This is a genomic window from Prauserella muralis (assembly GCF_003202285.1).
In the GTDB taxonomy this organism is placed as follows: Bacteria; Actinomycetota; Actinomycetes; order Mycobacteriales; family Pseudonocardiaceae; genus Prauserella_B; species Prauserella_B muralis.
In genome coordinates this window covers 1-13195 of record NZ_MASW01000006.1, presented here as the reverse complement: position 1 = coordinate 13195, position 13195 = coordinate 1, and the positions used below count along the sequence as shown (strand labels likewise).

The 13195-nt window shown below is 72.6% G+C and carries 8 protein-coding genes; 2 read left to right on the top strand and 6 right to left on the bottom strand.

The window, feature by feature from the left end; translation table 11 throughout:
- Window positions 1-26 precede the first annotated feature (26 nt).
- From BAY60_RS25280 to BAY60_RS25255, 6 genes are all read right to left on the bottom strand, one after another.
- Window positions 27-2306 (bottom strand): FtsX-like permease family protein, encoded by a 2280-nt coding sequence (locus BAY60_RS25280; protein WP_112283620.1) that lies wholly within the window; start codon window positions 2304-2306, stop codon window positions 27-29.
- A complete protein-coding gene (locus BAY60_RS25275; RefSeq protein ID WP_112283619.1) occupies window positions 2303-2977 on the bottom strand; it encodes an ABC transporter ATP-binding protein in 675 nt (224 codons plus the stop codon). Before BAY60_RS25275 ends, BAY60_RS25280 begins: the two co-directional genes overlap by 4 nt.
- Complete coding sequence (locus BAY60_RS25270; protein WP_112283618.1) at window positions 2974-3498, bottom strand: PadR family transcriptional regulator; 525 nt, start codon at window positions 3496-3498, stop codon at window positions 2974-2976. Before BAY60_RS25270 ends, BAY60_RS25275 begins: the two co-directional genes overlap by 4 nt.
- Window positions 3499-3601: 103 nt before the next feature.
- Window positions 3602-4396, bottom strand: coding sequence for an ABC transporter ATP-binding protein (locus BAY60_RS25265; protein ID WP_112283617.1), 795 nt, complete (start codon window positions 4394-4396; stop codon window positions 3602-3604).
- A complete protein-coding gene (locus BAY60_RS25260; protein ID WP_112283616.1) occupies window positions 4393-5442 on the bottom strand; it encodes a FecCD family ABC transporter permease in 1050 nt (349 codons plus the stop codon). The genes BAY60_RS25265 and BAY60_RS25260 overlap by 4 nt, the downstream gene beginning before the upstream one ends.
- 2 nt (window positions 5443-5444) lie before the next feature.
- Entirely contained in the window at window positions 5445-6395 is a 951-nt protein-coding gene (locus BAY60_RS25255; protein WP_112283615.1) for an ABC transporter substrate-binding protein, read from the bottom strand.
- Between the two features lie 477 nt (window positions 6396-6872).
- On the opposite strand from BAY60_RS25255, the gene gltB reads away from it, so the two are divergent.
- Window positions 6873-11444, top strand: a complete 4572-nt coding sequence (gene gltB, locus BAY60_RS25250; RefSeq protein WP_112283614.1) for a glutamate synthase large subunit — start codon at window positions 6873-6875, stop codon at window positions 11442-11444.
- A 162-nt stretch (window positions 11445-11606) separates the two neighbouring features.
- Window positions 11607-13115: a glutamate synthase subunit beta gene (locus tag BAY60_RS25245; RefSeq protein WP_112283613.1), complete on the top strand. Its 1509-nt coding sequence runs from the start codon at window positions 11607-11609 to the stop codon at window positions 13113-13115.
- The last annotated feature ends 80 nt before the right edge of the window (window positions 13116-13195 follow it).

The following is a 13195-nucleotide window of genomic DNA, read 5'->3' as shown; positions in this document are numbered from 1 at the left end:
GCGACCGGGGCGGCCAACACGCCGTTTCACTCGGCGCGCAGCGCCTCCAGCCGCGTCGCCGAGCGCAGGCCGGGCAGCATCGCCGCCGTCACCCCGAGCACGAGCAGCACCGCCCCTGCCGCCAGGGACCCGACGAAAACGCCGTTGACGACCATCGGGGCACCCTCGCCGATGATGCGAGCGAACAACGCGGCGACGCCCAGACCCGCTCCGGTCGCGACCAGCACGCCGAGCACCATCGGCACCGTGTTCTGCCACAGCAGCGAGCGGGCCAGCACCGATCTGGGCACGCCGGCCGCGCTCATCGCCGCCAGCGGGCGCCTGCGCTCACTGATCTGTCCCGCGGCCAGCACGAGCAGGCTCACGGCCGCCAGCAGCAGGGTCAGCCCCGCGCCCCCGTAGAGGATGCCGCGCATGACGGCGAGGCCGTCGTCCTCCGAGGGCGCCGCCAGCTCCGCCTCGCTGGACACCGACGCCCGCCAGCCCAGCGGAGCCAGCGCGGCGCGCACCTCGTCCAGCGCGTGGGCGTCGCCCGGGTCGAGCCAGACCCGCAGGGTGGGACGCACGCCGGGGCCCGGAAGGCCACGGGCCGCGCCCGGTGTCGCCAGCACGGTGGCGTAGCTCTCGGTCCGGTCGTGACCCGTGTGCAGCGTGGCGGCTCGGGCATCGCCGGGCACGGTGAACCGCGGCCCCTCGGCCGGGCCGTCGCCGACGTAGGAGATCGTGCGGTGGGTCGAGCCGGGCGGGGTCTGGCCGCCGACGGTGAACACGTCGCCGTCGGCGCAGGCCGGCAGCCGGAAACCGCGCTCCAGCGCGGGGCACGGGGCGACCAGCAGCATCGCGGGCCCCGCCTGGTCGGTGTCGAGGTCGATCAGCTGCCAGGGATCCGCCTGCTCGACGCCCGGCACGGCCCGCACTCTCGCCAGCGCGTCGCCCGCCACCGGCGCGGTCACCTCGACGGTCGCCAGCGCGCGGTCCGCGCGCTCGGTGTCCCGCCTGCCTGCCTCGGCACTCGCCGAGGTCACGATCGTCTGCATCGCCACCACGCCGGCCAGCACGGCGACCACCCCCGCCACCACGCGGCTCGGGGTGCCGCTGTCCAGCTGCAGCCTGCGGATCGCCAGCTGCCACGCCGGGGAACCACCGTGCAGCCGGTCGACAAGGCGTTCGGTGAGCCATGGCATCAGCACCGGCACGCCGACCAGGAGCAGCGCCGCGCCCAGCAGCAGGAACGGCAGCACCTCACCGGGCCGCTTTCCCGTGCCGAACACCAGATCCGGCAGCAGCATCAGCACGCCGAGCAGTACCAGCAGCGGCCGCCACCATCCGCGCCGCCGTACCGGCCGGGTCCGGCGGGTCACGCCCAGTGGTTCGACGACGAGGCCGCGCAGCCCCAGCCACGCCGAGCCCAGGGCGAGCACGGGGCCGAGCAGCAGGACCACCACGGCGAGCGGCCACGAGGGCACGACGTCAGCGGGATACACCGTGGTGTCACCGACGCGCAGCTGCGCGAGCAGCGGGCGGGCGAGCACGAACAGCAGCCCGCCCAGTGCCGTGCCGGCGACCGCACCGACCAGCGCCTCGGCGGAGGCGATGCGCCGGATCTGGCCCGCGCCTGCCCCGGCGAGGCGTATCGCCGACAGCCGCGCCTCCCGCTCCGCGCCCGCGATCCGGCTGCTGGCGGCGACGAACACCAGCAGCGGCACGACCAGCACCACCACGCCGAGCCCGGCGGTGAACAGCACCAGCGGTGACAGGTCCGACCAGCTCGACGGCACGCCGAAGTGATGCACGGGGGAGGCGTCCGGCGAGCTGCGCAACCCGTTGGCGCCCGCGTAGGCCCACAGTTCGGCAGGCCCGGCGAGCCCTTCGGGCGAGACGGTGCCGGTGACCTCGCCTGCGAACCGCTCGCGCAGGGCGGGCTGCTCGGCGAACCGGGTGGCGAGCGCGGGCGAGACCACCAGCTCGCCCGGTTCCGGCAGCGCCGCGAGCCCGGGAGGCACCGGCGCGCCGGGGCCCTCGGGCTCCAGGTAGGTGACGGTGATCTGCTCGCCGTCGACGTAGGACCGGTCGGTGTGGACGTGGACGGCGGCGCCCCCGCCGGGCTGGTCGCTCGCCTCCCGTGCCGCCGTCCGGTCGGTGCGGTCGGCGAGCGCGGACAGCAGCGCGGCCACCCCCAGCAGCACCGCCGTGGACAGGCCGATGCCGATGGCCGTCAGCGTCAGCCGGAGCAGCCCGGCCCTCGGGGTCCGGCTGCCCCCGACAGCCAGCCGGACCCCGACGGCCAGATCCTGGAGTGGCTTCATGCGGCCGCCACCTGCCGGGTCCGGCCGTCCCGGACGCCGACCTCGCGGTCGGAGTAGGCCGCGACGCGCACGTCGTGCGTCACGAGCACGACGGCAGTGCCGTCCTCGCGTGCGGTCCGCACCAGCAGGCTCATCACCCGCTCGCCGTTGAGCGAGTCCAGTGCGCCGGTGGGCTCGTCGGCGAAGAGCACCGACGGCGAGGTCACCAGCGCACGGGCCAGGGCGACACGCTGGCCCTGCCCGCCGGACACCTCGCCGGGGGGCTTGCCCGCGAGATCGGCCACGCCGAGCCGCTCCATGGCCTCGCGTGCCTTCGCCTCGGCGGCGCGGCGGCGCAGCCCACCGAGCCGCAGCGGCAGTGCGGTGTTCTCCAGGCAGCTGAGTTCCGGCACGAGCTGGCCGAACTGGAAGACGAACCCGAACTCGGTGCGGCGCAACGCCGTGCGCTCCGCATCGGACAGCGCGAACACGTCGCGGTCCCGGTAGGCGACCGTGCCCGCGTCGGGCCGGACGATCCCGGCGAGGCAGTGCAGCAGGGTCGACTTCCCCGATCCGGACGGGCCCATCACGGCGACGATCTCGCCCGCGGAGATCTGGAAGCTCGCGCCGGTCAGCGCGTCGGTGGGACCGAACGTCTTGTGCAGGCCGGTCGCGGTGAGCAGCGCGGTCACGGGCGGACCTCGCTCGCCAGCTCGTCGAGCCGGGCGGCCGTGAGCTCCAGCCAGCGCAGGTCCGCCTCCAGGTGGAACAGGGCGTGGTCGCAGATCAGCGTGTCGGCGAGGTCGCCGTCGAGCTTGCGAGTGGTGAGCGTGCGCATCGCCTTCAGATGCGCGCTGCGCTGGGTCTCCAGCACGTCCTGCGCGCTGCGGCCGGACAGCAGCGCCAGCACCACCTTGGTGTAGAGCGTGTTCTGCAGGTACAGCTCGGGGTTCTCCGGCGTGGTGAGCCAGCGTTCGACGTCGGTGATGCCGGCGTCGGTGATGGCGTAGCTCTTGCGCTCGGGGCCGCTGCCCGGCTGGGAGCCGGCCTCGGTGACCAGGCCGTTGCGCAGCAGGCGCGCCAGCGTCGAGTAGACCTGCCCGTAGTGCAGCGGGCGCTCCAGCCCGAACCGTTCGTCGTAGGCGCGTTTGAGCTCGTAGCCGTGCCGGGGCCCGCGTTCCAGCAGACCGAGCAGGGTGTGTCCGATCGACATGACCGTGACTATACACAGGGTGTATATAGCTCGTCTATACATCGTGTGTATACGTCGCGCGGAGCCAGCACGGCGACGTGGGCGGCCCACACGGCGGCTCGGGTCAGCGCGGGTCGGCCGCGCTCTGCCCGCGGACCGGGGCCACCACGGGGTGGCCGGTCGCGGTGGTCAGGATCTCGACGTCGGCGGCGTAGTGCCTGCGCAGCCGCTCGGCGGTGAGCACCTCGCCCGGCGGGCCGGAGGCGACCACCTCGCCGTCGTCGAGCAGCAGCAAGGTGTCGGCGTACTGGGCGGCGAAGGTCAGGTCGTGCAGCGTGGTCACCACGGTGGTGCCGTCCTCGCGGCGCAGCCGGTCCAGCCGGTCGAGCAGCGCCTGCGCGTGGCCGATGTCCAGCCCGGTGGTCGGCTCGTCGAGCAGCAGCAGCCTCGTGCGCTGCGCGAGCACGCGCGCCAGCACGGCGCGTTGCAGCTCGCCGCCGGACAGCGTGCCCAGCCTGCGGGCCGCCAGCCCGCGCAGGTCCAGCCTGCCCAGCGTGTCGTCCACGATGGACAGATCCGCCCTGCTCTCCCTGGCGAGCGTGCCCAGGTGGGGCGTCCTGCCGAGCAGCACGTAGTCGGTGACCGTGAGCCCGGTGGGCAGCAGGGGATCCTGCGGCGCGTAGCCGAGCTCACGCGCCCGTTGCCTGCGGGACAGTGCGGAGAACTCCCTGTCGTGCACCGCGATCGAGCCCTGGAAGCCGACCAGCCCGGCGATGGCCTTCAACAGCGTGGACTTGCCGGCCCCGTTGGGCCCCACGATCGCGAACCAGCCACCTCCGTCCACAGTGGCCGTCACGTCCCGCACGGCGGGCCGCTTGCCGTAGCCTGCCGTGACCTCCCGCAGCCGCAGCGCCGTCATGTCAGCCGCCCCCTGCTCGTGCGCAGCACGATCGCGAAGAACGGCGCGCCCGCGAAGGCCGTGACCACGCCGAGCGGCAGCTCACCGGGCAGCACCGTGCGGGCGACGTAGTCGGCGGCGATCAGAAACGTCGCACCGCCGAGCAGCGACAGCGGCACGATCACCCGGTAGCTGGCCCCGGCCAGTAGCCGCACGATGTGCGGCACGACGATGCCGACGAAGCCGATCAGCCCGCTCACCGCGACGGCCGCCGCGGTCGCCAGCGACGCCGCGGCGAGCAGCAGCAGCCGCACCCGGCCGGGCCGGATGCCCAGCGATGCCGCCTCCGCGTCACCGAGTGCCAGCACGTCCAGCAGCCGCCCGCACGCGCACAGCACGATCGCGGCGAGCACGATGTAGGGCAGCGCCACGCCCACGTCGTCCCATCCGCTCACGTTCAGCCCGCCGAGCGTCCACGTGTAGACCTGCTTGATCGTGTCGGTGTTGAGCTGCTGCACGAACGTCTGGATCGCGGTGAGAAACGCCGTCACCGCGACACCGGCGAGCAGCAGGGACGCCGTACCGGACCCGCCTGCCGAGCGGCCGAGCACCCAGCTCAGCCCGACGCCGCCGAGCGCGCCCGCGAACGCGGCCAGCGGCAGCGGCCCGACCAGCCACCCGGTCACGGCGGGCGCGAACACCAGCACCACGGTGGCGGCCATGCCCGCGCCCGCCGCCGCGCCCAGCAGGTACGGGTCGGCGAGCGGGTTGCGGAACACGCCCTGGAAGGCGGCGCCCGCCCCGGCCAGCGCGGCGCCGACCAGCGCGGCCAGCACCACCCGCGGCGCCCTGAGCTCCCACACGATGGCCGCCTCGCGCTCCGACAGCGGCGACGTGCCACCGGTGAGCTGCGCGACGATCTCGCCGAGCACCCGCTGCCAGCCCAGCTCGCCCGCGCCGGACACGACCCCGAACACGGCGACCGCCAGCAGCACGAGCGCCGCCAGCACCACCGTGCGCGGACGCAGCCGCGTGGTGGCCCCCTGCCTCGCCCGAGCCCGCAGCACGGCTACCTGCTCGCGCGCGGCGCCACGGCCTCGGCCACCGTCCGCACCAGTTCCACCAGGCGGGGGCTCCACCGCGACGCGATGTCGTCGTTGAGCGCGAACACCCTGTCGTGCCTGACGGCGCTCAGCGTGTCCCAGCCGGGCCGCGCGGCGACCGTGTCCGCGTTCTGGCCGCAGCACTTGCTGTCGGCGAGGAAGATCAGGTCCGGGTCGGCGCGCAGGATCCGCTCCGCGGACAGCTGCGGATAGCCGCCCAGCGCCTCCGGGTCGCCCTGGTCGGCGATGTTGGTCAACCCGAACAGCCCGTACACCTGGCCGATGAACGTCGCCGACGTCGCGCTGTAGAGGCTCGGGTCCAGCTCGTGGTAGTAGCTCAGCCGCTCGTCGGGCTTCGGGGTGTCGGCGACGAGCTTGCCGATCTCCTCCCTGGTCCGGCGTGCCAGGTCCTCGCCCTCGGCGCGGTGCCCGGTGGCCTTGCCGACGAGCGCGAACTGCTCGTAGGCGGCGTCGAGGCTCTTCGGGGCGGGCAGCACGAGCGTGGTGACGCCCGTCTTGGCCAGCGCGTCGGCGAGCTTGGACTCCAGGTCGGACTCGACGATGACCAGATCGGGGTTGTACCCGGCGATGGCCTCCGGGTCGAGGTTGAGGCCGCTCAGCGAGGTCTTCGGGGCCTCGGGCGGGTATGTCGACGCCGAGTCGACGGCGACCACCTGCTCACCCGCACCCACCGCGAACAGCGTCTCCGTGGTGGACGGCGACAGCGACACGATCCGCTCGGGGCGGCGGTCGATGGTCACCGGAGGGGCGCCCTCGGGGCGCAGCTCGACGGGGAACGCATCACCCCCGGCCGCTGAGGACGGCGTGGCGGGGGAGGGTGCCCGGTCGGCGCAGGACGCGAGGACGAGGAGTGCGACGAGGGGCAGGAGCAGGAGCGGGACTCTGCGGGCTGACATGGGACCTCGGAACATCGGCCGGCACGGGCGCGTGCCCGGCCGTCCGGGCGGCCGAGGACGCCGCACCCCTGTGCCGGAGGCGGAATGGCGTCGGCGCGTGCGGCAGGCGACCTGGCTCGGCCGTCGCCGTGACGATCCGTCACCGGACCGGCACGCCGAGGCGCTCACAGTTGCGGCACAGCGCCGGAATCCCACCGGACTTCGCTCCCGCACGCGTCAGCGGGACGTTACCAGGGAGGAAGCGGGTAAACTTCATCAACCGGGTGCCCGGGGTAGACTGGACGTCTGACCGAGCACGAGGTGCCCATCAAGAACGATGTCGTTCGACGCTGCCAGATTGTTACAGTGATGTGGGCGGATCGGCACTGTCGAACCGGTGCTCTCACGTTTCCCAGATGTTAAGGTCGCGCTAATAAGCGGGCCATTGTCGTCCCGTGCCCAGCATTTTCGAGCACGAAGACGACGCAGGAGGTCCCCTTGATCTTCTCCGCGATTCCGTCTCGGCAGGGTCTGTACGACCCCGCCACGGAACAGGATTCCTGCGGTGTGGCCATGGTTGCCCACGTCCGTGGTGTACGCACGCACAGCATCGTCACCGACGGGCTCACTGCGCTCACCAACCTCGACCACCGCGGCGCCGCGGGCGCCGAGCCGACCAGTGGTGACGGCGCCGGCATCCTGATGCAGCTGCCCGACGAGCTGCTGCGCGCCGAGGCCGGCTTTCCGCTGCCCAGGCCCGATGCGTTCGGTCACCACACCTACGCCGCCGGTATCGCCTTCCTGCCCGGCGACGACGAGCAGCGCCGCAAGGCCGTGGCGCTCGTCGAGCGCATCGCCGAGGAGGAAAGCCTGGAGGTGCTCGGCTGGCGGGAGGTACCGACCGACGCCGACGCGGCCGACCTCGGCCCGACCGCCCGCTCCGTGATGCCGCAGTTCGCGATGCTGTTCGTCGCGGGGCACGGCGACGAAGACGAGCGCCGTCCCAGCGGCCTCGAACTCGACCGGCTCGCCTTCTGCCTGCGCAAGCGCGCCGAGCACGAGAGTGAGGCCGCCGGCTGTGGCCTGTACTTTCCCTCGCTGTCCTCGCGCACCCTGGTGTACAAGGGCATGCTCACCCCCGAGCAGCTGCCCGCGTTCTTCCCGGACCTGCGCGACGAGCGGCTGGCGAGCGCCATCGCGCTGGTGCACAGCCGGTTCTCCACCAACACGTTCCCGTCGTGGCCGCTGGCGCACCCGTTCCGGTTCGTCGCGCACAACGGTGAGATCAACACGATCCGCGGCAACCGCAACCGCATGCGGGCCCGCGAGGCCCTGCTCGAGTCGGACCTGCTGCCGGGTGATCTGACCCGGCTGTACCCGGTGTGCTCGCCGGACGCGTCGGACTCGGCGTCCTTCGACGAGGTGCTGGAGCTGCTGCACCTTGGCGGCCGGTCACTGCCGCACGCCGTGCTCATGATGATCCCGGAGGCGTGGGAGAACCACACCACCATGGACGAGCAGCGGCGCGCGTTCTACCAGTTCCACGCGAGCCTGATGGAGCCGTGGGACGGGCCCGCGTGTGTCACCTTCACCGACGGCACGCTCGTCGGCGCGGTGCTCGACCGCAACGGGCTGCGCCCGGCGCGGTGGTGGCACACCGCCGACGACCGGGTGGTGCTCGCCAGTGAGGCGGGTGTGCTCGACGTCGCCGCCGACCAGGTGATCGCCAAGGGCAGGCTCAAGCCGGGCCGGATGTTCCTCGTCGACACCGAGGCGGGCCGCGTCGTCAACGACGACGAGATCAAGGCCGGGCTCGCCGCCGAGGCGCCCTACGAGGAGTGGCTGCACGCCGGGCTGCTGTCGCTGTCGGAGCTGCCCGACCGCGACCACGTGACGCAGACGCACGCGTCGGTGCTGCGCCGCCAGCTCGCCTTCGGCTACACCGAGGAGGAGCTGAAGATCCTGCTCGGGCCGATGGCCGCGAACGGCGCGGAGCCGGTGGGCTCGATGGGCACCGACACCCCGCCCGCGGTGCTGTCCAAGCGCTCGCGCTCGCTCTACGACTACTTCAAGCAGGGCTTCGCGCAGGTGACCAACCCGCCGCTGGACGCGATCCGCGAGGAGCTGGTCACGTCGATGAGCCGCATCATGGGCCCCGAACAGAACCTGCTCGAACCGGGTCCGGCGTCGTGCAGGCACATTCAGCTGCAGTACCCGGTGATCGACAACGACGAGCTGGCCAAGCTCATCCACGTCAACGACGACGGCGACCTGCCCGGCTTTTCCTGCGCCGTCCTCTCCGGACTGTACGAAGTGGACGGCGGCGGCAAGGCGCTCGCCGACGCGGTCGAGCGGGTGCGCAGAGAAGCCTCCGAGGCGATCGCCGCAGGGGCCCGCACGCTGGTGCTGTCCGATCGCGACTCCGATCACCGGATGGCGCCCATCCCGTCGCTGCTGCTCGTCTCGGCCGTGCACCACCACCTGGTGCGCACCAAGGAGCGGCTGCGCGTGGCGCTGGTCGTGGAGACCGGCGACGCGCGCGAGGTGCACCACATCGCGCTGCTGCTCGGCTACGGCGCCGCGGCCGTGAACCCGTACCTGGCGTTCGAGACCATCGAGGACATGATCGCCCAGGGCGCGATCACGGGCATCGAGCCGGGCAAGGCCGTCCGGAACTACGTCACCGCGCTGGTCAAGGGCGTGCTGAAGATCATGTCCAAGATGGGCATCTCCACCGTCGGCGCGTACACGGCGGCGCAGGTGTTCGAGTCGTTCGGGCTGTCGCAGGAGGTGCTCGACGAGTACTTCACCGGCACCAGCTCGAAGCTCGGCGGCGTCGGGCTCGACGTGCTCGCCGAGGAGGTGGCGATCCGGCACCGGCGCGCCTACCCGGAGAACCCGACCGAGCGTTCGCACCGTGGCCTGGAGACCGGCGGCGAGTACGCCTACCGGCGCGAGGGCGAGCTGCACCTGTTCACCCCGGAGACGGTGTTCCTGCTGCAGCACGCGAGCAAGACCCGCCGCGACGAGGCCTACCGGGCCTACTCGGACGAGGTGAACCGGCTCAACCGCGAGGGGGGCGCGCTGCGCGGCATGTTCTCCTTCCGCGAGGAAGGGCGCGCGCCCGTTCCGATCGACGAGGTGGAATCCGTCGAGTCCATCTGCAGGCGGTTCAACACCGGCGCCATGTCCTACGGCTCCATCTCGGCGGAGGCGCACGAGACGCTGGCGATCGCGATGAACCGCATCGGCGGCAGGTCCAACACCGGTGAGGGTGGGGAGGACCCGGAGCGGCTGTACGACCCGGAGCGGCGCAGCGCGATCAAGCAGGTCGCGAGTGGACGGTTCGGGGTGACCAGCGAGTACCTGGTCAACGCCGACGACATCCAGATCAAGATGGCGCAGGGCGCCAAGCCCGGCGAGGGCGGTCAGCTCCCGCCGAACAAGGTGTACCCGTGGATCGCCAAGACGCGGCACTCCACGCCGGGGGTGGGGCTGATCTCACCGCCACCGCACCACGACATCTACTCGATCGAGGATCTGGCGCAGCTCATCCACGACCTGAAGAACGCCAACGAGCGGGCGCGGATCCACGTCAAGCTGGTGAGCTCGCTCGGGGTCGGCACGGTGGCCGCCGGTGTGTCCAAGGCACACGCGGACGTGGTGCTGATCTCCGGGCACGACGGCGGCACCGGCGCCTCGCCGATGAACTCGCTCAAGCACGCGGGAACGCCGTGGGAGATCGGGCTGGCCGAGACGCAGCAGACCCTGCTGCTCAACGGCCTGCGCGACCGGATCACCGTGCAGGTGGACGGCGCCATGAAGACGGGCCGCGACGTCGTGGTCGCGGCACTGCTCGGCGCTGAGGAGTACGGGTTCGCCACCGCGCCGCTGGTGGTGGCCGGCTGCATCATGATGCGGGTCTGCCACCTCGACACCTGCCCGGTGGGCGTGGCCACCCAGAACCCGGACCTGCGCAAGCGCTACACCGGTCAGGCCGAGCACGTGGTGAACTACTTCCGGTTCGTGGCGCAGGAGGTGCGCGAGCTGATGGCGCGGCTGGGTTTCCGCACCCTGGACGAGATGATCGGCAGGGCCGACGTGCTCGACGTCGACGAGGCGGTGGAGCACTGGAAGGCCGAGGGGCTGGACCTGGCGCCGATCTTCACGGTGCCGACGGAGACGCCGTACGGTGGCGCGCGGCGCAAGGTGCGCGAGCAGGACCACGGCCTGGAACACGCGCTGGACCGCACGCTGATCCAGCTCGCCGAGGCCGCGCTCGAGGACGCGCATCCGCTGCGGCTGGAGTTGCCGGTGCGCAACGTCAACCGGACGGTCGGCACGCTGCTGGGCTCGGAGATCACCCGCCGCTTCGGCAGCGCCGGGCTCCCTGACGACACGATCCACATCACGCTCACCGGCTCGGCGGGCCAGTCGCTGGGCGCGTTCCTGCCGCCGGGCGTGACGATCGACCTGATCGGGGACGCCAACGACTACGTCGGCAAGGGCCTTTCCGGCGGGAGGATCGTCGTGCGCCCGCACCCCGGGGCGCCGTTCGCGGCCGAGGGGCAGGTCATCGCGGGCAACACGATCGCCTACGGCGCCACGAGCGGTGAGCTGTTCGTCCGCGGCCAGGTGGGCGAGCGGTTCGGCGTGCGCAACTCGGGCGCGCTGATCGTCGCCGAGGGCGTCGGTGACCACGCGTTCGAGTACATGACCGGCGGCAAGGCCGTGGTGCTCGGCCGGTCGGGCCGCAACCTCGCGGCCGGCATGTCCGGCGGGGTGGCGTACGTGCTCGACCTGGACGAGCGGCAGGTGAACCTCGGCATGGTGGCGCTGGAGACGCCGGAGGCCGAGGACCTGACCTGGCTGAAGGGCATCGTCGAGCGGCACCTCCAGCTCACCGGCTCCGCCGTGGCGGCCTCGCTGCTCGGCGACTGGCCGCGGCGGGGCGCGTCGTTCACCAAGGTGATGCCCCGCGACTACAAGCGGGTTCTGGAGGCCACGAAGGCGGCGCGGGCGGAGGGCCGCGACGTCGACGAAGCGATCATGGAGGCGGCCCGTGGCTGAGAATCGCGGAGCTTGCGGAGCGGCAGCCACGGGCGCCGACCGGGTGCGGGTGTCCCGCAAGACACAGGAGGCGGCCCGTGGCTGAGAATCGCGGAGCTTGCGGAGCGGCAGCCACGGGCGCCGACCGGGTGCGGGTGTCCCGCGAGACACAGGAGGCGGCCCGTGGCTGACCCGACCGGCTTTCTGAGGCACGAACGGTCCGAGCCGCCGAAGCGGGCCAGGGACGAGCGCGTCAACGACTGGCGCGAGGTCTACGCCGACCTCGGCGAGCAGGAGCGCAACGCGGCCGTGCGCACGCAGGCGACCCGCTGCATGGACTGCGGCGTGCCGTTCTGCCATTCCGGCACCGCCGGCTGCCCGCTGGGCAACCTGATTCCCGAGTGGAACGACCTGGTGCGCCGGGGCGACTGGGCGGAGGCCAGCGAGCGGCTGCACGCGACGAACAACTTCCCGGAGTTCACCGGGAAGCTGTGCCCGGCCCCGTGCGAGGCGGCGTGCGTGCTGTCGATCTCACCTGCCTCCGGTGGCCCGGTGACCATCAAGCGGATCGAGGAGACGATCTCCGCGCAGGCGTGGGAGTCCGGCTACGTGCAGCCCGAGGCGGCGGCCGTGGCCACCGGCCAGCGGGTGGCCGTGGTCGGCTCGGGGCCTGCCGGGCTCGCGGCCGCCCAGCAGCTGACGCGCGCAGGGCACGAGGTCACCGTGTTCGAGCGCGACGACCGGTTCGGCGGGCTGCTGCGCTACGGCATTCCCGAGTTCAAGATGGAGAAGAAGGTGCTCGACCGCAGGCTGGCGCAGCTGCGGGCGGAGGGCACCAGGTTCGTCACCCGCTGCGAGGTGGGCGTCGACATCACCGTCGAGGAGCTGCGGGAGCGCTACGACGCCGTCGTGCTGGCGGTCGGCGCGCTGCGGGGCCGGGACGACACCTCGACGCAGGGCCGGGACCTGCAGGGCATCCACCTGGCGATGGAGCACCTGGTGCCCGCCAACCGGACGTGTGAGGGCGACGGACCGCCCGAGGTCACCGCCGAGGGCAAGCACGTCGTCATCATCGGCGGCGGCGACACGGGCGCCGACAGCTACGGCACCGCCATCCGCCAGGGCGCGCTGTCGGTGACGCAGCTGGACCAGTACCCGCAGCCGCCCTCCACCCGCGACGACGACCGCTCGCCGTGGCCGACGTGGCCGTACATCCTGCGCACCTACCCGGTGCACGAGGAGGCGGGCGAGCGGAGGTTCGCGGTCGCCGTGAAGCGGTTCGTCGGCGACGACAACGGCCACGTGCGGGCCATCGAGCTGCACAAGGTACGCGTGGAGAAGGACCCGGAGACCGGCCGCCGCGAGGTGGTGCCGACGAGCGAGGAGATCGAGCAGATCCCCGCCGACCTGGTGCTGTTCGCGATCGGCTTCGAGGGGGTCGAGCAGATGCGGCTGCTCGACGACCTCGGGCTGAGGCTCACCCGGCGCGGCACGGTGTCGTGCGGCCCCGACTGGCAGACGGAGTCGCCCGGCGTGTTCGTCTGTGGCGACGCGCATCGCGGCGCGTCGCTGGTGGTGTGGGCGATCGCGGAGGGGCGCTCGGTGGCGCACGCCGTGGACGCGTTCCTCACCGGAGCCTCGGACCTGCCGTCGCCGGTCCACCCCACGCTCCTGCCGCTCACGCCGGTGTGAGCGGCCTGCCCGCCGCCCGATTGGGCCGAGTGGCGGTACCGGCATGACCCCGCCTGGGTCAATCTCGACCACGTCGTAGT

Excerpts from the sequence above, each read along its gene's own strand:
- BAY60_RS25280 (WP_112283620.1), bottom strand. The coding sequence starts at position 2,306 with ATGAAGCCACTCCAGGATCTGGCCGTCGGGGTCCGGCTGGCTGTCGGG.
- BAY60_RS25270 (WP_112283618.1), bottom strand. The coding sequence starts at position 3,498 with ATGTCGATCGGACACACCCTGCTCGGTCTGCTGGAACGCGGGCCCCGG.
- BAY60_RS25265 (WP_112283617.1), bottom strand. The coding sequence starts at position 4,396 with ATGACGGCGCTGCGGCTGCGGGAGGTCACGGCAGGCTACGGCAAGCGG.
- BAY60_RS25255 (WP_112283615.1), bottom strand. The coding sequence starts at position 6,395 with ATGTCAGCCCGCAGAGTCCCGCTCCTGCTCCTGCCCCTCGTCGCACTC.